22 protein-coding genes are annotated in these 20,033 nt (G+C 71.6%); 10 read left to right on the top strand and 12 right to left on the bottom strand.

Annotated elements, in window-relative coordinates; translation table 11 throughout:
• Positions 1–205: 205 nt before the first annotated feature.
• Positions 206–1,564: a pentapeptide repeat-containing protein gene (locus O7617_RS21505; RefSeq protein ID WP_282257688.1), complete on the top strand. Its 1,359-nt coding sequence runs from the start codon at positions 206–208 to the stop codon at positions 1,562–1,564.
• Positions 1,565–1,575: 11 nt separating this feature from the next.
• Here O7617_RS21505 and O7617_RS21500 read toward each other — a convergent pair whose 3' ends face one another.
• Positions 1,576–2,157 (bottom strand): TetR/AcrR family transcriptional regulator, encoded by a 582-nt coding sequence (locus O7617_RS21500; RefSeq protein ID WP_282257686.1) that lies wholly within the window; start codon positions 2,155–2,157, stop codon positions 1,576–1,578.
• A 220-nt stretch (positions 2,158–2,377) separates the two neighbouring features.
• On the opposite strand from O7617_RS21500, the gene O7617_RS21495 reads away from it, so the two are divergent.
• Positions 2,378–3,844, top strand: a complete 1,467-nt coding sequence (locus O7617_RS21495; protein WP_282257684.1) for an MFS transporter — start codon at positions 2,378–2,380, stop codon at positions 3,842–3,844.
• Between the two features lie 54 nt (positions 3,845–3,898).
• Here the strand turns inward: O7617_RS21495 and O7617_RS21490 are convergent, their stop codons facing one another.
• Positions 3,899–4,531: a TetR/AcrR family transcriptional regulator gene (locus O7617_RS21490; RefSeq protein WP_282257682.1), complete on the bottom strand. Its 633-nt coding sequence runs from the start codon at positions 4,529–4,531 to the stop codon at positions 3,899–3,901.
• 59 nt (positions 4,532–4,590) lie between these two features.
• Here O7617_RS21490 and O7617_RS21485 point away from each other — a divergent pair, with 59 nt between their 5' ends.
• From O7617_RS21485 to O7617_RS21475, 3 genes are all read left to right on the top strand, one after another.
• Positions 4,591–4,881 carry an antibiotic biosynthesis monooxygenase gene (locus O7617_RS21485; RefSeq protein WP_282257681.1) on the top strand — a complete coding sequence of 97 codons (291 nt, stop codon included), beginning with the start codon at positions 4,591–4,593 and terminating at the stop codon, positions 4,879–4,881.
• A gap of 154 nt (positions 4,882–5,035) precedes the next feature.
• Positions 5,036–6,013 (top strand): SEC-C domain-containing protein, encoded by a 978-nt coding sequence (locus O7617_RS21480; RefSeq protein WP_282257678.1) that lies wholly within the window; start codon positions 5,036–5,038, stop codon positions 6,011–6,013.
• A 33-nt stretch (positions 6,014–6,046) separates the two neighbouring features.
• Complete coding sequence (locus tag O7617_RS21475) at positions 6,047–6,505, top strand: nitroreductase family deazaflavin-dependent oxidoreductase (RefSeq protein WP_282257676.1); 459 nt, start codon at positions 6,047–6,049, stop codon at positions 6,503–6,505.
• Here the strand turns inward: O7617_RS21475 and O7617_RS21470 are convergent.
• The 6 genes from O7617_RS21470 to O7617_RS21445 all read right to left on the bottom strand — a co-directional run bounded on the left by O7617_RS21470 (position 6,486) and on the right by O7617_RS21445 (position 9,229).
• Positions 6,486–6,815, bottom strand: coding sequence for a hypothetical protein (locus tag O7617_RS21470; protein WP_282264825.1), 330 nt, complete (start codon positions 6,813–6,815; stop codon positions 6,486–6,488). The genes O7617_RS21475 and O7617_RS21470 overlap by 20 nt on opposite strands.
• 71 nt (positions 6,816–6,886) lie before the next feature.
• Positions 6,887–7,198: a hypothetical protein gene (locus O7617_RS21465; RefSeq protein ID WP_282257674.1), complete on the bottom strand. Its 312-nt coding sequence runs from the start codon at positions 7,196–7,198 to the stop codon at positions 6,887–6,889.
• Between the two features lie 73 nt (positions 7,199–7,271).
• Entirely contained in the window at positions 7,272–7,763 is a 492-nt protein-coding gene (locus O7617_RS21460; RefSeq protein ID WP_282264824.1) for a hypothetical protein, read from the bottom strand.
• Entirely contained in the window at positions 7,763–8,209 is a 447-nt protein-coding gene (locus tag O7617_RS21455; protein WP_282257672.1) for a hypothetical protein, read from the bottom strand. The genes O7617_RS21460 and O7617_RS21455 overlap by 1 nt, the downstream gene beginning before the upstream one ends.
• A gap of 339 nt (positions 8,210–8,548) precedes the next feature.
• The gene (locus O7617_RS21450; protein WP_210911725.1) at positions 8,549–8,812 is read right to left on the bottom strand and encodes a DUF6244 family protein; all 264 of its coding nucleotides are present in this window, start codon (positions 8,810–8,812) and stop codon (positions 8,549–8,551) included.
• Between the two features lie 198 nt (positions 8,813–9,010).
• Complete coding sequence (locus tag O7617_RS21445) at positions 9,011–9,229, bottom strand: winged helix-turn-helix domain-containing protein (protein ID WP_282257668.1); 219 nt, start codon at positions 9,227–9,229, stop codon at positions 9,011–9,013.
• 329 nt (positions 9,230–9,558) lie between these two features.
• Here O7617_RS21445 and O7617_RS21440 point away from each other — a divergent pair, with 329 nt between their 5' ends.
• From O7617_RS21440 to O7617_RS21425, 4 genes are read left to right on the top strand one after another with little or no spacing between them, the layout of a single operon-like run.
• Positions 9,559–9,714, top strand: a complete 156-nt coding sequence (locus O7617_RS21440) for a hypothetical protein (RefSeq protein ID WP_282257666.1) — start codon at positions 9,559–9,561, stop codon at positions 9,712–9,714.
• A complete protein-coding gene (locus O7617_RS21435; RefSeq protein WP_282257664.1) occupies positions 9,711–10,391 on the top strand; it encodes a hypothetical protein in 681 nt (226 codons plus the stop codon). The genes O7617_RS21440 and O7617_RS21435 overlap by 4 nt, the downstream gene beginning before the upstream one ends.
• Positions 10,385–10,933, top strand: a complete 549-nt coding sequence (locus tag O7617_RS21430; RefSeq protein ID WP_282257663.1) for a hypothetical protein — start codon at positions 10,385–10,387, stop codon at positions 10,931–10,933. Before O7617_RS21435 ends, O7617_RS21430 begins: the two co-directional genes overlap by 7 nt.
• Positions 10,930–11,439: a hypothetical protein gene (locus O7617_RS21425; protein WP_282257662.1), complete on the top strand. Its 510-nt coding sequence runs from the start codon at positions 10,930–10,932 to the stop codon at positions 11,437–11,439. The genes O7617_RS21430 and O7617_RS21425 overlap by 4 nt, the downstream gene beginning before the upstream one ends.
• A 65-nt stretch (positions 11,440–11,504) precedes the next feature.
• Here O7617_RS21425 and O7617_RS21420 read toward each other — a convergent pair whose 3' ends face one another.
• Positions 11,505–12,164 (bottom strand): hypothetical protein, encoded by a 660-nt coding sequence (locus O7617_RS21420; protein WP_282257661.1) that lies wholly within the window; start codon positions 12,162–12,164, stop codon positions 11,505–11,507.
• Between the two features lie 218 nt (positions 12,165–12,382).
• On the opposite strand from O7617_RS21420, the gene O7617_RS21415 reads away from it, so the two are divergent.
• Positions 12,383–14,935 (top strand): NACHT domain-containing protein, encoded by a 2,553-nt coding sequence (locus O7617_RS21415; RefSeq protein ID WP_282257659.1) that lies wholly within the window; start codon positions 12,383–12,385, stop codon positions 14,933–14,935.
• On the opposite strand, the gene O7617_RS21410 is transcribed toward O7617_RS21415, so the two are convergent.
• From O7617_RS21410 to O7617_RS21400, 3 genes are all read right to left on the bottom strand, one after another.
• Positions 14,925–16,151, bottom strand: coding sequence for a hypothetical protein (locus O7617_RS21410; protein ID WP_282257657.1), 1,227 nt, complete (start codon positions 16,149–16,151; stop codon positions 14,925–14,927). The two genes, O7617_RS21415 and O7617_RS21410, sit on opposite strands and share 11 nt — an antisense overlap.
• A 467-nt stretch (positions 16,152–16,618) precedes the next feature.
• Positions 16,619–17,476, bottom strand: coding sequence for a hypothetical protein (locus tag O7617_RS21405; RefSeq protein WP_282257656.1), 858 nt, complete (start codon positions 17,474–17,476; stop codon positions 16,619–16,621).
• Complete coding sequence (locus tag O7617_RS21400) at positions 17,473–20,001, bottom strand: FtsK/SpoIIIE domain-containing protein (protein ID WP_282257655.1); 2,529 nt, start codon at positions 19,999–20,001, stop codon at positions 17,473–17,475. The genes O7617_RS21405 and O7617_RS21400 overlap by 4 nt, the downstream gene beginning before the upstream one ends.
• Positions 20,002–20,033: the final 32 nt, after the last annotated feature.

Raw genomic sequence — 20,033 nt, 5'->3', positions numbered from 1 at the left:
GGCGAACCGGGCAGGTGGGTGGGGGTGTCCGGTCGACCGTGCGACGATCATCCCCGCAACGATTCGGCAACGTCAATGACTTGTTACGCGCCGGTAACCCGTTGTTCCGCCGAGGGTGCAAACCGGCAATTCGCCTGCTCTCCACATCGGACGGCGGGTTGTTGCGTACCCCCGGGTCGGGCCGTCGAAATGGCATGCTGTGGCCGTGTCCACGGACGAACCCCCCGAGCGCCGGCTACGGGTGATGCCCTGGTGGCTGGTCCTGGTCGGTCTGCTGATCGCCGCCGTCCTGGGCTGGCTGGTGCTGGACCTGCTCCTCACCGAGGCGGACCGGGCCGGTCAGCCGGACACCCGGGCCACGCTGCGCATCAACGCGATCCGCACCGGCCTGACCGTGGTGGCCGGCACCGGCGGAGGGCTCGCCCTGCTGCTGGCCGCCCGCCGGCAGTGGATCACCGAACGCGCCCAGCGACACCAGGAGAACGTCGCCGCCCGGGATCAGAGCCACCGGGACCGGGTTCAGGCGCACGCCGAGTCGGTGGCCGAGGCCGCGCAGCGCCACCAGGACCGGCAGTCCTCAGCCGCCGAGCACGACGCGGCGGAACGGCGGCTGACCGAGCTCTACACCCGGGCGGTGGAGCTGCTCGGCAACGACAGCGCGGCGGTACGCCTCGGTGGCCTGCACGCGCTGGAACGCCTCGGCCAGGACAATCCGGGGCAGCGCACGACGATCGCGGCGGTGCTCTGCGCGTACCTGCGGATGCCGGCGCCCGACGACGAGCCGCGCGAGACGGAGGTCCGGCGCACCGCGCAGCGCGTCCTCACCCGGCACCTGCGTGCGGACGACGCGGCCCACTGGCCGGAGCTGACGCTCGACCTGGTCGGCGCCCGGCTGGTCGACTTCGACGCCGCCGGCTGCACGCTCGTCGACGCGAACTTCACCGGCGCGGTGTTCACCGGCACGACCACCTTCGCGGGCGCGACGGCGCGGGGGCGTCTCCTGCTCGGGGCGGCGACCTTCGGCGACGTGATCTTCGAGGGCCTCACGGCCGACGGCGAGGTCGTGCTGGACGGGGTTCGGGGCGTCGGCCAGGCCGGCTTCGACGGGGCCGCCTTCACCGGTGGCCTGTCCTGCCGGCGAGCCGGCTTCGCCGGCCAGACCTCGTTCCGCCGGACGACCTTCGGCCAGCCCACCAGCTTCGACGCGACGCGCTTCGAGGACGCCGTCACGTTCCGGGAGGCCGCCTTCGACGGCGCCCTGTCGATGGAGCACACCGAGTTCGGGCGGTCGGCCACCTTCTACTCCGTCCGCTTCACGAACATGGCGCTGTTCCGCTGGACGGTGTTCGGCGCGGAGGCGCTGTTCGACAGGGCCCGCTTCGCCGACGCCGCGAACTTCGGCCGAGCCCGCTTCCACAGCATGGCGAGCTTCCGCGACACCCAGTTCAGCCGACCACCACAGGTGGAGCAGGCCCGGGCGATGGTCGACGCCGGTCACCGCTGGCCGGCGGGCACGGTGACCGAACGCCTCGACGACGAGTGGCTACTGCTCGTCGACAGCTGACCGGGCGGCGGTCAGCTCGACGCGGCGGGCGGGCGCAGCCCGTCCAGGGCCACGCCGAGCACCCGGTCGCGCTGCTCCGGGGACGGGAACTGCGCCATGGTGAGGCCACTGATCAGCCGCACCACGTCGTCGAACCCGATGTCGTCACGGACCACGCGGGCGGCCTGGGCCCGGCGCATGAGCGGTTCACCGGCGGCGTAGATCTCCGTCCGGCAGCTCTGGAAGATCTCGGAGTCGTGCAGCAGATGCTCGGCGAGCGCCCGCTTGGTGGCGACGTACGCGACGAAGCGGTGCAGCCAGGCGACCAGCGCGTCCCACGGTGCCAGCTCGGCCAGGTCCTCGGCGGAGCGGCTCAACGCCCGGACCTCCTCGACGTAGACCGCCTCGAACAGGTGCCGTCGGCTGGGGAAGTTGCGGTAGAGCGTGCCGATGCCCACCCCGGCCCGCCGGGCCACGTCCTCCAACGAGGCGGCGGCGCCGTTCTCGGCGAACGCCTCACGGGCAGCGGCGATCAGGGAGTCGTAGTTGCGCCGCGCATCGGCCCGCTTGGGCCGCTGGGCGAAGACCTCGGGCGCCTGCCCCGTGCTGCTCATGACGTGCGTCACCTCAACCTGGTTGCATCCGGAGGCATCCCTCCGCTAGCTTAGTGGAGGCACCCCTCCGGAATCGCCGGAGGCCTGCCTCCGGTTAGCTTACCTCGGGACCCGCACGATCGCCGCCTGGCCACCCCGATCGCCCGGACCCGACAAGCCCGCCCGCCAGAGACGACGGGTGACACACCTCCCTCCGTACCGTTATCAGGAGTCTTCTCTCGTGGCAGTGACCTCCCGACGCAGCTCGCGTCGGCTCACCTTCACCGTGCTCGCGGCCGGCGCCGGGTTCTTCGCGATGCTCCAGTCGCTGATCACCCCGGTGCTGCCGACCATCCAGCAGGACCTGCACACCTCCCAGAACACCGTGACCTGGGTGCTCACCGCCTACCTGCTCTCGGCGTCGATCTTCACGCCGATCCTCGGGCGGGTCGGCGACATGGTCGGCAAGGAGCGGATGCTCGTCGCCTCGCTCGCCGCGCTCGCCCTCGGCTGCCTGGTGGCCGCCATCGCCCCGAACATCGGCGTCCTCATCGTCGCCCGCGTCGTGCAGGGCATCGGCGGCGCGGTCTTCCCGCTGTCGTTCGGCATCATCCGGGACGAGTTCCCGGCCGCCCGGGTCTCCTCGGCCGTCGGCGCCATCTCGGCGATCGTCGCGGCGGGCGGTGGCCTGGGCATCGTGCTGGCCGGCCCGATCGTCGCCGCGCTGGACTACCGGTGGCTGTTCTGGATCCCGATGGTCGTGGTGGGCCTGACCGCCGTCGCCGCCCACCTGTTCATTCCCGAGTCGCCGGTCCGCACCCCCGGACGCATCGACTGGCGCGCCACGCTGCTGCTCTCCGGCTGGCTGGTCGCGCTGCTGCTGCCGATCAGCCAGGGCGCGGCCTGGGGCTGGACCTCCACCCGGGTGGTCGGCCTGCTCGCGCTCGCCGTGGTGCTGCTGGCCGGCTGGCTGGTCGCCGAGGTGCGCTCGGCCAACCCGCTGATCGACATGCGGATGATGCGCCTGCCCGGCGTGTGGACCACCAACCTGGTCGCCCTGCTCTACGGCGCGTCGATGTTCTCCGTGTACGCCTTCCTCCCCCAGTTCGTGCAGACCCCGGCCACCGCCGGCTACGGCTTCGGCGCCAGCATCAGCCAGGCCGGTCTGCTCATGCTGCCGATGCTCGTCGCGATGTTCGTCGCCGGCCTCGTCGCCGGCCGCCTCCAGGCCGTCTTCAGCGCCAAGGCGCAGCTCGCGTCCGGTGCCGCGTTCAACGTGGCCGCGTCCGCCATGCTGGCCACCGCCCACGACACCCGCTGGGAGGTCGCCGTCGCCGGTGGCCTGGCCGGTCTCGGCATCGGCCTGGCCTTCGCGTCGATGGCCAACCTGATCGTCGCCAGCGTGCCCGCCAGCCAGACCGGCGTGGCCACCGGCATGAACGCCAACATCCGCACCATCGGCGGCGCGATCGGCGCGGCCGTGGTCAGTGGCGTGATCACCGCCCACCCGCAGGCCAGCGGCCTGCCCCGGGAGGCCGACTTCACGATGGGGTTTCTCCTCCTCACCGCGATCGCCGTCGCGGCCACCCTCGCGGCCCTGGCCGTCCCGTCCGCCCGGCGGGCGTCGGCCGGTCGCGGGCCGTCCACCGCGACGATCGTCGAGTCGGAGCTAGCCGGCGAGTTCGCCACCATGCCCGCGACCCGCTGAGGTTCGTCGGTCGGTCGGAGCCCGGGACGGTCAGCCGTCCCGGGCTCCGGCGCGTCAGGTGACGCAGAGCTGGGCGCGCAGGGTGGCGAAAGCCCACTCCGACCAGCGCTGCGGCGACCACCCCCGCTCCCGTACCAGGACCAGGTAGAGCTCCGGGCCGAGCAGGGCGTAGAGCACGTCGGCAGCCTGCGCGACGGACACGTCGGTACGCGCCCCCGGCTTGGTCATCAGCGACGTCGCGGCGGCCTCGTGCACCACGTACCGGGGATCGATCTCCGGGGGCCAGATCGCGGCGACCTCGGCGTCCGTCGCGACGGCGGCATCGAGCATCCGCATGATCGGCGCCACCCGGTCCAGCACCGCCATGGTGCCGTCGACGTGCGCGCGCAACTGCTCCTGCGCCGTCCCGGCAGCCATGGCGGCCCGAAACCACTGCCGGTCCATGGTGGCCACCGGCTCGTCGTCCCCGGCCACCGTGACATCGATCAGCTCTTTGAGCAGTGTGCGCTTGTTGCCGAAGGCGAAGTAGATCGTCTGCACCGCCACCTGGGCTGCCGCCGCCACGTCCTGAAGATTCGTCGCGCCGTAGCCGCGCTCGACGAACAACTCCCGCGCGGCCGCCAGGATCTTCTGCCGGGTTTGTCGCGCCTTCTGGCTGCGTAGTCCCAAGCCCTTGACATCGCTCATGCGAGAGATTATCTCTAGAACAAGTTACTAGAAGTCAACTCTAGAGAGGAACTACAGCGATGTCTCTGCTCGTGATCACACGCTTCACCGCCGACCCCGCTCACGCCGAGCAGGTGCCCACCCGCCACGCCGACCTCGTGTCGGCCACCCGGGCGGCCGTCGGCGGCCCGCTCGAGGCCCGCCTCGGCCGCGTCGACGAGCGGCAGTGGGTGGGCGTGTGGCGGTGGGAGTCGGCCGAGCAGCTGGCGGCGGCACGGGAGGTGACACCGGGCAGCGCCGCCGGCACGGCGGCGTTCGCGCTGGCCATCGACCCCACCGCCGAGGAGGTCCAGCTCGTCGACGAACGCTGATCCGTTGACACGACCGGCGCCGGTCGGCCGGGCCCGGCCGGCGCCGGGTGCGGCAGTGTCGGGTGCGGCAGTGTCGGGTGCGGCTGCGCCGGGTGCGGCGGTGTCGGAGCTAGGCTGGCCGCCTGCGCCCATCAGCCGTCGTCAGGATGTGTCCATGCCGGAACTGTTGACCGCCGACCGCATCGAGCAGATCGGCGCCCTGGGCCCGGGAAGCCCTGACCCGGCCGCGCTGGTCGCCGAACTGGTGGGCGCCGTCGACGAGGGGCGGGTCGCGGACCCCGCCGACACCGGGTTCGCCCTGCTGGTCGCCGCGGACATCCTGGAGCAGGCCGGCGACCGCGCCGACGCGCTCGCCCTGGCCACCCGCGCCATCGCCGAACAGCCCGACGAGGACGCGTACCCCCGGGCGGTGCGCGGCGGCCTGCTGCTACGCCTCGGCCGTACCGACGAGGGTCTGGCCGAGCTGACCGCGCTACGCCCGCTGCTGGAGACCCACCCCGACGCCGCGTACCTGATCGACGAGTTGGTCGAATCCGACCACACCGAGACGGCGCTGGAGTGGCTGACCGGGGCACTCGACGCGATCCTGGAACGGACCCGCACCCACCAACACGAGTCCGAGGACGCCCAGGACGAGGCCGCCGCCATGATCTTCGGCCTGACCCAGCAACGGCACGACCTGCGCGAGGACCTGGGTCTGCCGCACGACGAGTACGACAACCTCGCCGACCGGCTGCGCGCCGCCAGCGACCACGCGCTCGACGCCCTGGACGACGGCCCGGCGACGCTGCTGTTCTGGCCGAAGGCGGAGTTCGACGCGCTGCTGGTGCGCTGGTCGGCGCTCGCCGAGAGCTACCCGCCCACCTGGGACGAACACCGCGCCAACCTCGAACGCGCCCTCGTCGAGGCTTCCGGGCTGGGCGGCGCCGACCTGGGCGTGGTCACGGGCACGGTCGCGGGCCTGGCGGCCTTCGCCGGCGTCGACCCCATTGACGAGGAAACCCTCGACGAGTACGCCGACAGCCTCGACGAGGCCGGCGTGACCGCCTGGCCACCCGGCCGCAACGACCTCTGCTGGTGCGGGTCCGGCACCAAGTACAAGAAGTGCTGCCTGCCCCGCTCGCGCGGCTGACCGTCCTGTCACCCTTCCCGAGGAGGCAATCCCTTGACCGAGCAGGATCAGCACGAGACGGTCGAGGACAGCCCGGTCGGCTGGGTCGCCAGCCACATCCGGCGCTACGTGCAGACCGACGGCGCGGACGGCGGCACCTTCCACGGCGTACCCTCGCTGCTTCTCACCACCCGCGGACGCCGCAGCGGCACACTGCGCCGCACCGCGCTGATGTACGGACGCGACGGCGACGACCACCTGCTGGTGGCGTCCAACGGCGGGGCGGACAAGCACCCGGCCTGGTACCTGAACCTGAGCGCCGACCCGACCGTGGAGGTCCAGGTCGACGCGGAGCGGTTCGTCGGCCGGGCCCGCACGGCGACCGCCGAGGAGCGCGTCCGGCTGTGGCCGGTGATGACGAAGGTCTTCCCTACCTACGCGCGCTACCAGAAGGGGACCGAGCGGGAGATTCCCCTGGTCATCATCGAACGCACTAGTGAGGGAAGCGGATGACCGGAAGGTCGCCGCCGTCGCCGTACGCCTTACCTTCGCTGGTCAGCACGGAGGCGTCGTGCTCCAGGACAGCCATCACGGCGGCGGCCAGGTCAACCCGACCGGTGACAACCCGCCAGTACGCCAACTCCTGCCAGCCCTCGCCCCAGGTCGGCAACACCGCGCAGGCGGGACGTTCGAGCAGTCGGTGCAGCACCGCCCGATCACCCGGGTCGTCCACCACCGCCAGCACCTCGGCCGCGACCACCGCCGGAACGCCGAACCGCACCCCATCCTGGGCGACCTCGTGGATGGGTTCAGCGACATCCATCGACCCAGCCACGTAGGCGAGCAGCGCGGACCGGTCCAGTATCAGCCGGACCGCCGGCGCGTCGGGACCCGTCACGCCGCCGATGCCTGACTGCCAGAGCCGTCGAGCATCTCCGCTGCCGCACGGCGGGAACGGTCCCGAAGTGCGGCGCGTCGACCAGAGGACCATTCCTGCTCGACCTGGGCGCGCTGGGCCCTGGCCCGGGCCTGGCCCTCCGCCGACACGGTCATCCCCCGGCGGGCCAACTCGGCGTCGAGATCCTCCGCACGCATCCGTGCCCGGATCGTGTCGACCACGTACGCGCTGGCGTTGGGCTCACGCTCCAGGCGCTCCGCCACGTCTTGCGGAAGCGAGAACGACTTCTTGCTCACCGATCCGGTCATACCAGGGAGCCTACCGAATCGCACCACCGATCGTCAGCGACACGCAGGGTCACCGCATTCTGACGCCGCCCGCTCAGGTCTCCTTGTTCGGGGCGGGCGGTTCGTCTGAGTCCGACGGGCTGGCGGGACCTGCTGCGGCTGCGGTAATTCCCAGCGCAGTCGGCCGCAGAGTGTCCACAGTCAACCGCTCCGGATCGAGTAGCAGGTCGACTGCCACCCCGGGCGTGGTTAGCCAGAACGCTTCGGCGGTGCCGATGAGGCCGGGACCCTCGCCGTGCTGAAACTCAGTGAACGCCTCGTCAGCAGGATCGCGCTCGTGGTACTCGGCCAGGAAGTCGCGTAACTCGGCGAGGTTACCCAGCCGATCGCCCCGGAGCACGTGCACTCGCAGGTCGACTCGGTGGCCGTCCTCGACCTGGCGCTCCCAGACCCGCGTAGAGACAGTGACGTCCTCCCACTCGGAAGCGAAGTCCGAGACCAGGTCACCGACGCTCGCCGGCACGAAGCTGATGCGAAAGCCGTCCAGGGACCCGCCGTCCCTGGCATGGGAATCAGGCGCGCCCATCACCCGGCCGCCTCGATCGCCGCCTCCACCTTGTCCAGATAGTCGAACCACCACTCCCCCTCGTCTTTCGGACGCAGCGACAGGAGACTCGCCGCCACAACGAAGGCAAGAACGACTGCGCTGCCGGCTGGTAGCACTCCCGACAGCGGTCGACCGGTCAGCACGGCACTGAGGAAGGCTTCGACTTCACCAGCGGTTACGGAAGTCCAGGCCTCGGCCTCGGCAACCTCGGCCGCCAACTCCCGTATTTGGGGTAGTGATGGTTTTCCCGCGCAGATGTCAGCACTGACGAAGGCAGAGATAGAGATGAGCAGTTCCATGGCCGACCGCCGCGTTGGCTCGTCGGAGAACGTCTTCAGTGCCTCGTCAAATTTGCCCGGCTGCCGCTTGACGGCCCAGTGCAACGCGTCGCGGACGAGCTGCTCGACTCGCTCATCGATCTTCAACTGAACCTCCGTCGTTCTGCGATCTCGCCTTGTAAGCCTTGAGGGATCCCCAGGTGGCTACCGCCCCGAGCACGACGCCGGCTACTGCCTTCGGCAGAGCTGGCAGGAACTCTGAGACGGTCGCCCACGCTGTCGCCGCCGATGAACCACCAACAGCAATCGCCTCCGCGCTGACTTTCTTGCGCCGTGTGGGCGGAGGCGCTTCCCGTCCCTCTCGACTACGTGCAACGCGTCGTCCGTCGCGGTCGGCCAATGCCGCTGCCGAAGGTGGAATCGCAGGTCGCAAGGTGATGTCCGCCGCTGCGGGTGGTTGGCGGGTTGTGCTGCCACCACCCGTGGTCAGTTTCCCAGCGCTCGGACCTTGGCGATCGTCTCCTGGACGTGCTGCTTGGCCGGCTCGCCACCCTGCGACGCCTGCGCCAGCGCCTGACGGTACGCGTCGATCATGCCGACCAGCGGACCCGCAGCCACACCTTCCAGGGCACCGGCGACGAGTGCCCGCGCCTCGGCGGCGTCCTGCGCCGCCGCTGCGGTCTTGGCCTTCGCCTCGTCCAGCTTCTGCGACGCCGCCGCCAACCTCGCGATGATCTGTGCCGCGCTCACGCGCACCTCCCCGTGGTCGACCATCGCCTCCACCACCGCACCGGCGGAGACCACAAGGGAGCGTACGAAATCCGCGCACCGAGCGCGACCACGCGATTGCGTATCGCGGCCCCCGCAGCGCTAGATCTTGGAAGATTTCGGCCCTTCCAGGGGCGCTTTCCTTCCAAGATCTCAAGACCTGCGCGAAGGCCGAGACGGTTAGCGCTCGGCGACGAACACTCCAAGCCCGTGAACGCCCTGCACCCAACCTTGGGTCTGAAGGACCAGGATGGCCTGCCGGACCACGGTCGTTGAGACGCCATGCTGAGCCTTGAGCTGCATCGTGGACGGCAACTGGTCCCCCGGCGCGAGTTCTCCCGACTCAATCTGGCTCCGGATGTGATCCGCGAGCTGTTCCCACTTCGGTTTGACGGGCATATGGACTCCCAGGTCTGCCCCGCCATTTGATCACGCGCAACTACTCATGACAAGTAACGTGTTGTCACGCTTGCTATCTGTGACTAGTTGTGTAAAGCTCCAATCGACCGGCTCCCAGGTCTGCAAACCCGGAGCTGGTTCTTCCCCACCCGCGCAGAGAGCGCCCGGTCGGTCGGTCCCCCCGTTCGGCCGGGCGTGCCGGGGCGTGCCCGCACGCCGCCCCGACGGCAAGAGCCTGAGCAAGGAGACCGACCCGACGGGAGCCCTCGATGCCCGATCGACCCGACGAACGCCCAACCGATCCCCCACCTGGACAACGTCACCGCTTCGTGTCCGATCAGGACGTGGAGGACGCCGACGACACGCTCTTCGCCCATCCTCCCCGCGTGGTGCGCCGCTGGTTGTGTGGCTGCGGAGCGGACTACCCGTGCGCCGATGTGCGCTTCGCCCTCCTGATGAAGTCCGCCGCGGAGGCGGGCGAATGACCGTCGGCACCGTGGACGAGCTGCGCGACGCCTGGTTGGCGACGATCGCCGCCGCCGACCGGGCCGGTGCACAGTTACACGGGGCAGGGCCTCCCGGTCGACGGTTGCCCTGGCAGGACGCGGTCACCGAGTGCTGGCGGGCGTTGAGCCTGGTCTACGCCGGATTGGCCGGGGATCGGCACTCCCCTGCGGGCTCGGCCGGCGAGCTGCTCGCCGACCTGAGAGCGGCACGGGTGGACGCGGATCGGGCCGCCGTGTCGGCGGCCCGGGTCCGATGGCGGTTGGCGGCGGCCGAGGACCGGCTGCGGCGTACCCGAAGCGTCGCCGACGTGGTCGCGGCCGGACACTTCGCTGGGGCCATCACCCGGTTGGACCTGGTGAGTGCCCGGCTCGCGGTCGGCAGCCGCCGGATCGACCAGTCGGTGGCGGCGCTGATCAGTGTGCTGGCGGCACCGCCGGTACGCAGCGGTGGCACCGCGACCAACGGCGACACCCACCGGGCGGACAGCACCACAAGCGACAACCGCATCGCCAGCGACGCCGGAGGCGAAAACCCCGAAAGCGACAGGGTCCGCGCCGAGCAGATCGCCCACGGCTGCCACGCGGCGAGCGCCCTGGTGGCCAGGAGACATCGACGGCGGAGGGCACCAATGATGAGCAGAGGGCGACGATGGTGACTGAATCGCACGCGGCGCTACGAGGTCTGCTGACCGGGCGGCTGCGGGGCCACGAACGGCGGTTGCGCCGGTTCACCGAGCGGGACTGGCGGCGGTACGGCGATCTACTGGCCGGTGCGCTGCTGGTGGCGGTGCGGCGGCGGTTCGTCGCGGGGCAGGATCGGGCCCCGGTGATCCGGTTCGTGGCGTCCGCGCGGGAACGCTACGACGCCGGCGGGCACGACGTCGACCCGGTGTTGGCCGAGGCGCTGGTCTGGGCGGCACTCGGCGAGCGCCCACCGGTGCCCGACAGCGCGGCGGCGGTCGTCGCCCGGACGGTGCTGCTGCTCGGGCTCCTTGAGGACGAAGGTCTCACCGACGGCGAACGCGACGAGATCCTCACTGCCGCCGCGCAGGCCGTCGACGCCTCGACACAGGACGCCGAACGGCACAGGACCGACACCTCCACCAAGCCTTCGCGGGGCGGCGCCGGGACGGGAAGCGCCGTAGAGTCCGCGGACGGCGAGGGTGACGGCCGACGCGGGATGGGGGCGGCAACGTGACAGCTGCGGGTACGCCCGGCCGACGTCGGTTGGCTCTCGCCGCCGGGTTGGGCGGTGGTCTCGTGCTGCTGCTGGCCCTCCTGCTCGCGACCGGCATCCGCGAGAGGCCCGCACCCGAAGCCGCATCCGAACCGGCGGCTCCGCCGGGCCAGGTCACCCGGGACTGCGTCGTGCGGCTCAAGGGCCAGGAGGCGGCGGCGCTGTTCCTGCGGGACATTCCGGCGGACCGCTGGGGAGAGCCGGTACGGGGAACCGTTTCGACGTTCAGTGAGCCGTACGTGCTCTGGCTCTTCGACGCCGAGTGCCGTCCACACCGGGCGGTCGAGCTGCCGCCGCGGACCACTCGCACGTTCACCGCCCAGGTGGGCCAGGTCTGGTACTACGCCGAAGCGTCAGCGAAGCAACCCGGCGAGGGCTGCGCTTGCCGCGTCTTCGGTCTGTCCACCACGGAGCAGCAATTCAACGACACCGGACGCCTCAGCTACCGCAGCGATCAGCCGGGATGATCGACACGACATCGCCGACGTCGGGGCATCCCCAGGACGCTCCGACGTCCGCGGAACCGCGTGGATCACGCCGCTGAGGGCGGCCCGTTCTGCGCCCGGTTGATCAGGTCGTGCAACGGCTTGGTGCCGCTGCCGACCATCACACCCGTCACGATGGCGTCGATCCAGACCGCCACCCCGTTCCAGTCGCTACCCGCTACGGCGTGCAGGATGTAGAACCCGCCGGCGCTGGACGCCACAGTGGCCAGCCCGCTCGCGAGACCCCACGCGACGATCGTGCGGTTCCCCTTCGCCCGGGCCGCCGTGGCCGTGGCCGCGGCGACCGCCTCGCGGTCGGCGTCGGTCGGGCCGTCGGTCCGGGCGTCCGCCTCGGCCACCGTTCGTGCCAACGCGGCCTCGGCGGCACGTCCGGGCAGCCAGCGTGAGAACGGTTCCAGGATCCGTTCGACAGCCGCGGCGAACACCAGGAGGGTGAGGAAGACAGCCGTGGAGTCCTCCGGCTGGATCTTCGCGGCGGAGATACCGCTACGCCAGATCGCCCAGGCTGCGACGGCTCCGGCGGCGATCAGCCCGAACCCCGCCAGCACCGCCCCGGGACCGGCCTGCTGCGATGCCGCGACGACGGTCAGCCCCGACTCCTGATCTGCTCGTGGCGTGGCCGCCTCGACCGCCGCGCCGTCCCGACGGGATTCCACCTCGACGGTGGTGGACGCCTGTCCCTGCACTGTCCTGCCCAACCTTTCGACCCGCCGTTCACCGAGACATCGAGGCGTGCACCTCGCGCTCCCGAACGACTGCGCACCCACGGCGCTCGGGGCGGGAGATTACGGCACCAATGTGGACGCTGCGACACTCGGGTGTGCGGCAACCCCGGCGGCGGTTCCCGGGGAACCACACAGCCACCCGGCGAGTCGTGACCAAGCCGTCACGCTTCGTGACAGCGATGACGGACCATTGGTACGTGGACCTGCGGGAGTGGCTGAACAACGCGTTCAACGTGATCCAGGGAGCCGAGGTGCTCATCAGCGCCGGGGTGGCCGCGGTGGCGATGTCCGGCTGGCTGGTTCGACGGATGAGCCGGCTCCGACGGGGTGCTCCCGAGGAGCGGTACCGCCGGTGGTTCGTCGAGGAGTACCGGGTGTACAACCCGTACCTTGCGGCACCGGAGACACTGCGGCTCGAACGGACCCTGGTGCCGTTGTTCGTCACCGAGGACGGGCAGCCGGACCGCGCCGCCGACGCGGCCGAGCGGATCGCCGATCGCACCGGGCACGTCGTGCTCCTCGGTGACGCCGGGTCCGGCAAGACGACGACGCTCAAGGCGTTCGGGATCGCGGCGCTGGGCGGTGTCGACGGTCGCGGCGGGACGGGTCGGGACCGGGAGGTGCCGTTCCTGGTGCCGGTGCGGCTGCTGCGTGGCGTCGTGCAACCCGGGGCGCTCACCGACTACATCCTCGCGCTGCTGCGGTCGCAGAAGGGGCTCGCCCTGACCAGGGAGGAGGCCGACCAGTTCCTCGCCCAGGTGTTGCAGCAGCGGCGTTGCGTCGTGTTGCTCGACGGGCTGGACGAGGTGACGCCGACGACGTACGCGGCAGTGCGGGACGAGGTGTACCGGTTCCTCGACGACCACACACCGGAGCTGCCGACCGCCAACGCCCGGATCGTCATCACCTGCCGGCGGCTCACGTTCCTGCGGATCGCCGAGGACTGGCAGGCGGAGCGGTTCGGCGCGCACCGCAGTTACGCGCTGGCACCGCTGCGGGACACCGAGATCCTCGCCTACCTGCGGGCCTTCCCGGACCGCTTCCCGGACGTCGACGGGCCGCAGCGGTTCCTGCAGCAACTCCGCTCCTCGGGCACGTTGGGCCTGCACCGCAATCCGCTGGTCCTGTCGATGTCGGTGGGCCTGTACGCGGGCCGCAAGTTTCCCGCCATCGCGCACTCCACCGCCCGGCTGTACGACGAGATGATCGACGAGATGCTCGGCCGGCACAGCTTCCGGGCCGACGGCCTCACCACCGCTGTGAACGAGTTCGACCAGGCCGACAAGCTGCGGGTGCTGCGGGAGTTCGCTTTGTCGGCGGCGCTCGGCCCGCAGGGCTTCGGACCGTTCAGCCGGTTGGCGCTGGTCGAGTTCGGGTCGGCGACCGGTGACCGGCTACGGCAGAACATCGACGGCCGGGCCGACGAGTTCGTCGACGAGATCATCGACCGGTCCGGGCTGCTCAGCCGGGTCGTCGACGGGCAGTACGAGTTCGTGCACCGCTCGTTGCAGGAGCACCTGGTCGCCGCCGAACTGCTCCGCCAGGGCGACGACGGCCTGCGGCTGCTGCGGGAGCGGGTGATGGAGCGCGAGTGGCGTCGGGTGGTGCTCTTCTACACGGCCGTCGCGGACCAGTCGGTCGTCACGGGTTTCATCGGGGAACTGGCCGACATCGACCCGGTGCTCGCCTGCGCCTGTCTGGCCGGGGCGGACTGCCTCAACCCGGTCGGGTTCGCCGTACTCGATCGGATGGCCGAACCACTGCGTGACCCGGCGCCCGCGGTGATGCTCCCCGCCCTGGCGGCGGTCCTGAGCGCCGCCGCGTCCCCACGGGCGGCGATCCGCGACTCCGCACGCGACCAGGCGTTCACCTGGTTGACGAAGGTCGCGGGCGGGGCGGACGCGGCGGACGCACTCGGGGGCACCCACGAGACGCTGCTCGACGTGATGACGATGCTGGTAGAACGGCTGGGTGAAAGCTCGGTCAGCCGTTCCATGGTCGTCCGGCTGGTCACCGTCGTACCGGACGATCCGCGGTTCGTCGAACCGTTGTGGCGGTGTCTCCGTACCGCCGAGGGTGCCGCCGCCGACGACCAGTCGCTCGTGGCGCTGGTCGACCGACTGCTCCGGCTCGCCACCGACCCGGCGTGTTTCGCGGCGTTGCAGCGCCAACCAGCCGCACACCCCGGGTTCGCCACCGCGCTCCTGCGGCAGCAGGTGTACCCGTTCCGGCGCGGGCTGGACCGACAGTCGAACCTGGTGACGCTGCTGTGTTGGGCTCAGGAGATCGGGCTGGCCGCGCCGGACGTCAACCGCTTCCTGGCGGCCAAGGCCACCGACCCGGCCCGGTGGGCGAGCCTTGAAGCGGACCGGCGTCACCAGTCCGCGTCGGCCGTCGTCCCGGTGTTCCGGGCCCAGCGGGTCGACCGGCACCGGGCCGAACGGGCGACCGGCGCGCTGCTGGCGGTGCTCTCGGTCGCGGCGCTCGTCGCGGTCGGGTGGGACCTGGCCCGAGAACCCGGGGTGCTGAGCCCGGTCGTCGGCACCGCGATGGTCGTGCTGGCGGCGGCGGAGCTGGGGTTGGCGCTGACCATGCTCGGGTTCCAGCCGCAGCTCGGGATGCGCAGGGTGCGGCTGTGGCGGCCCAACGAGTGGGTCGATGCCTACGAGGACCCGCGCAGCCGACACTGGCTGGTGCCCGACGCCGGTGACGGCTCCGGCGTCACCGGGTGAGGTAGGGCTGCACGTCGGCCGGCAGTCGGGGGCCGGTCCGGCCGAGTTGCCGGTACGCCACGACCTTGCCGGTGGCCCGCCCGTCGCCGTTCGCCCGCAGGCCGAACGACAGGGTGCCGGACGCGCCGTGGACCTGGTGCGCCAGCGCGAGGTTGCCGAACTGGGTCTGCACGTCGGCGACGCCCGGAACGCTGTTGCCCAGGGCAGCCACCCGGATCGCCCGGACGGCGCTCGCCACGGCGTCGTGGTGCATCATCGCGTACCCGTCGTTGAGGGAGTCGTCGCGGAAACCCGCGTCGCGGTGCGCCTTGAGGAAGTCCGCGAAGCCGTCCGGTGTGCCGGGTCGGTTGGCGACCCAGGCCGGTGCGTCTGCCGAGGAGGCCCAGATGACCGACACGTTGGCCTCGTCCAGCAGACCCACCTGCTGAGGCGTGAGCTGGAATCCGGTGGCACCGACCATGATGGTCAGCGGATGTTTGCGGCAGCTGCGCACCTTCAGCGCCTCGGCGAAGCTCGGGAAGTCGGCGACGCGGCCGGCGAAGAACACCGTGTCTGTTTGCAGGCGTGGGTCGACGACCGCGTTGCACAGGTTCAACACCACCGGAGTGAAGACGTTCGGGGTGGCGGGGCTGTCGACCGTCCCGCCGTTGAACGGAGGCGAACCGGTCTTGATGTGGTCCCTCAGCACCTCGGTGAACGCCGCCGTCAACGTCCGCGGGTACGGGTCGTCGTTCTGGTCGGCGACGATCATGCCGCTGCGCAGGGGCAGCACGTCGCGCTGCTTGTCCAGGAGATCCTTCAACGCCAAGGCGTAGTCCATGTTGCTCGGTGACACGCTGTGGAACGTCGGGTACGAGACCGCGTTGAAGTCCGTCGCCGAGGTGACCGCCCCGACCATCGGGATGCCGACGTCCCGCGCCGACAGCTTCGCCGCCACGTCCTTGCTGCCCTGGAAGCTGGAGCCGAGACCGACGACCGCGACCAGCGGGTTCTCGGCAGTGCGCAGGGCCGCGATCTGGTCCACGAGCTCGACGTGGAACGGCTGCCGACTGCCCTGGTTGACCAGTAGCAGCTGCACGGCAGGCGCGTTCTTGTCGCCGAAGGCGGACGAGCTGTTGGCCCTCTGCAGGGCCGCGTACGCGCCCTGCAGACTGAACCTGATCTGGTCGAGGGACATCGCCGAGGCGGCCGGCGGGCGGGCCACGCTCAGCGGCACCAACAAAACGATCCGGACGTAGCGCGAAGAGCTCTTCTCAACCTCTCGGTTAACGGCCATGATTTTGTCGGCGACCGGCCTTATTGCGGGATCCAGCGTGGCACTGTCGGTTATCAGACCAAGGCACTCGTCCGTTTCCGCGGTCAAAATCCCCGGGCAGGCATTCGCGGTCGCGGTCGGCCTACCGGCTGGCGGTGGATCTGGTTCGCGCTGCTTGAGGACGAGCACGCCGACGAGCGCGAGCAACGCGAGGGCAATCACCCCGGCGAGCACGAACCGTAGAGCATTCGTTCCGGCCCAACGAATCACCGGACCTCCTCATCGCGCGCGAACTGCGTGTCTGGGCATCGACTATAACCACAGCCACAACGCTCGACTGACCTGAAGTCGCACGTGAATAATTCACGCGTGCGACACGGCGAACGCCCTCGGAATCGGCCCGGCGCAAATGACAGAAATTGCAGGTCTCAGCGCAGGCCGCGAACCAGCAGCAGATAAGCGCAGTAGGCCATCGGCACCAGCAGGAAACAGATCAGGAACCCGAGCGGCAGATATCGCGGCGGGGTCCCGGCGACCATCGCGGGCCTCCCCCACCGGCCCAGCACCAGGTACCCACCGAAGAACGCCACCGCCGGAAGCCCCGCGCAGATCCACGCGCCGAGCGTGAATCCGTCGACCAGACCGACCCCGGAGGCGAGCACCAGGGCCAGCACCAGCACCCCGGCGGCGGCCCCACACCCGGCGTAGACGGCGACGGCCCGCGCCAGCGGTGACCACGTCGGTAGCAGCGCCGGTCGCTGGGCCAGCACCTCGGCCTGCTGCCCGTGCCGGTCGGCCTCGTCGGCCATCCGCCGGGCCAACTCCAACTCGACCGTCGGGTCGACCGTCGCCGCGCGCTGCGTGGGCACCCCGGCGCCCGGCGCGCTCACCGCCGTCGGCAACGCCAGCCGCGCCTCCCCCGCCGGCAGCTCGGGGTACGCCCCGACCCCCGGCCGCCCCGGCACGCCGGCTGCGCCGGCGACTCCCCCGTCCCCGGTTCCGGGTGGGCCGGACGAAGCCGACGCGGCGCTGGACGGTGCGCCGGGTGGGGGTGGGGCCGACCCGACGCCGGACGGTGCGCCGGGTGGCGGTTGGTCCACGCCGATCGCACGGCCGAGCTGGTCGAGGCGGTGCCCCTGAGCGGTCAGCCGCTGCTGGAGATAGTCGACGGCGGCGTGCAGGTCGCGGCGGCGCGCGGCCTCGGTGGCGGCGTGCTGTTCACCGGCACGACGCTGCTCGGAGAGCTGTCGGGCCAGCGCGGCGTACTCCTCGAAGGACACTGTCACCGCTCCCCGTCCGATTCGTGCCCGTCGCCGGCGAACGGGACGATCAGCCGGGTGCGCTGGTCGTGCCGGTCGATCAGCAGTGCCCGGTCGGCGCGGGGGGTGTAGGCGAGGTCGTGTGTCCCGAGGTGCAGCGCCAACTCGGCGCCGGGCACGTTGAGGGCGACCAGGCAGGCGACGTCGTCGCGGTTCTGGGTGCCGCCGAGGTCGTCGGCGAGGCGACGCAGCCCGCGCCACCAGCCGAGCAGGTGCACCCCCTGCCCGGGGCCCTGGCGCAGGAGTGCGCGCAGGTCGTCCAGGCCGGAGCGGAACGTGCTCGGGTCGGTGGCCCCGAGAACCGGCGCGGCGGCGTCCATGCCGAACACCACCAGGTACTCGCGGCCGTCGGGTTCGGCCGCCAGGGCGGCGATCCGGTCGCGCAGCCCGGCCGCGTCGAGTCGCGACACCTGGTGGCCGGCCGTCCGCAGGATCGCCTCGGTGTCGTCGGCGACCGGATCGGCGGCGGTGACCAGGGAGGCCACCTGGAAGCGGGCGTCACCGGGAGCGTGTTGGCGGGCCAGGCTCACCGTCGCGGCACGCAGCACGTCCGCGCCGGTCGGCGCGGTGCCCACCACGGCGAGGTGCCGGCCGGGGGTCGCGTCCATCAGGAACAGGGCGGTGGTGCCGTGCACGTCGACGGTCCGGCCGACCAGGGCCATCGGACGGCGGCCACCGGGACGCAGCCCGGCGAAGGTCGGGTCGTTCTCGACGCGTGCGGCCTCGTACCCCTTGAAGACCGCCGGTGCCCGCGAACCCGGTGGGCGGGCCTGCCACAGCTCGTGGCGCAACGCGGCGAGGTCCGCGGCGGCGGCGTGCGCGTCGGGAAACCGCAGCACGGTGTCGGCGCCGACCGCCCCGGCGGCGGTGTTGATGACGGCGGAGCCGATCGGCAGGGCCGAGGCGGAGTCGTTGAGCTGGTCGAGCACCCCACCCCCGCCGGGCAACGCCACCCGCAACGCGAACTGCCCGAAGATCGCCTCGGCCCGGCCGTAGAGGGCCTCGATGCCGGTCATGCTCTGGCTGGCCAGCACCAGGTGGATGCCGTATGAGCGGCCCTTGCGGGCCAACTCCTCCAGCAGGTCCACGGATTCGCGGGCCAACGCGTCGTTACCGGCGAGCAGCACATGGAACTCGTCGACGACCGCCACGATGCGGGGCAGCGGGTTGTCCCGGGGTAGGTCGGCGAGCTTGGTGACACCGTGTCGCTTGAGCGCGGTGGCCCGGCGTTGCGCCTCCCGGCGCAGCTCCCGCAGAACGGCGAGGCCGTACTCGCGGTCGGATTCGATGCCGACGGCTCGGGCGTGCGGCAGCCAGGACGGGTCCCGGCCGGTGGGCACGAACTCGGTGAAGCTCACGCCTTCCTTGAAGTCGAGCAGGTAGAGCTGCAACTCGGCCGGCGAGTAGCGGGCGGCCAGCCCGTAGAGGACGTCGAGGAGGAAGACGGTCTTGCCCGCGCCGGTGCGCCCGCCGACCAGCCAGTGCGGGGTGGCGTCGTCGAAGGCGAGCGTCAGCGCGGCGGTGCCGGCCCGGCCGATCACCGTCCGCAGACCGTTGCCGGCGGACTCGGCCCACCGCCGCTCGGGCAGCAGGTCGGTGAAGGGCAACGCGTCGGCGCGTCGGGTGGCGGCCCCGAGGTGCTCGGCGAGCGCGCGTACCGAGGCGGGCGGCGGGTCACCGTCGAGCAGCACGGGCGCGGCGAGCCCACTGCCGTCGGCGCTGAACGGGGTGCCGGGCGGGTCGCCGACGTGCGCGTACCCCTGGTCGAGCCGGATCGCGGTGGTGCCGCCCAGCGGCGGTGGGGTCTCGCCGGGCAGCCGGGACGGGTGGCCGGTGAGCAGGACGCAGACGGCGGCGGCCGGACCGGCGTGGGTGAGCGCGGCGAGCCGGGCCAGCTCGCGTGGCGGTGGTGCGGCGGTGGCGACCACCACCAGGAGGTGCCGGGCGGTAGGCTGACCGTGCTGCGCGGCCCGGGCGTGCTGCTCCGCGGCGTCGAGCAGCGCGGTCACCTCGGCTTCACCGGTGGCCGGTGGGTCGAGCACCCCGGCGTCGAGCAGGGGGCGCAACGGGCCGAAGGTGGCGCCCAGCGCGGCCGTGTCGATGCCGGCGACCCGGACCTGACCCGGTGGTGCGGTGGCGACCAGCCGCAGCACCAACGCCCGCAGCAACCCGGCGACCAGTGGGTCGCGGGCGTCCGTGTCGACGGCCAGGTGGTGACCGCCGCCGAGCGGGACGAGCACCGGGAAGTCACCGTCCGGGGTGGACGCGGCGCCGATGCGCACCGCGGCCGGCTCGTCGGTCAGCGGCGTGACGCCCGGAGCGGGAGTGGCCAGGGCGCTGCCGAGACGGGCGAGTCGGGTCACCAGGTCGTCGACCCCGGCCGGGGCGGCGGCGGTCGCCGTGCCGAGCGCGTTGCGGGCATTGTCCAGATGCGCCCGGGCCGCCCGGTGGGAGTTGACCGCCTGCCCGTACGCCGACGCGAGCCTGCCCACCCTCTGCCCCCAACGCCGACGGCCGCCTGGTC

The sequence above is a fragment of the Micromonospora sp. WMMD1155 genome, from assembly GCF_029581275.1.
GTDB lineage: Bacteria > Actinomycetota > Actinomycetes > Mycobacteriales > Micromonosporaceae > Micromonospora.
The sequence above is the reverse complement of the archived record's forward strand: the minus strand, read 5'-3'. Positions and strand labels throughout refer to the sequence as shown.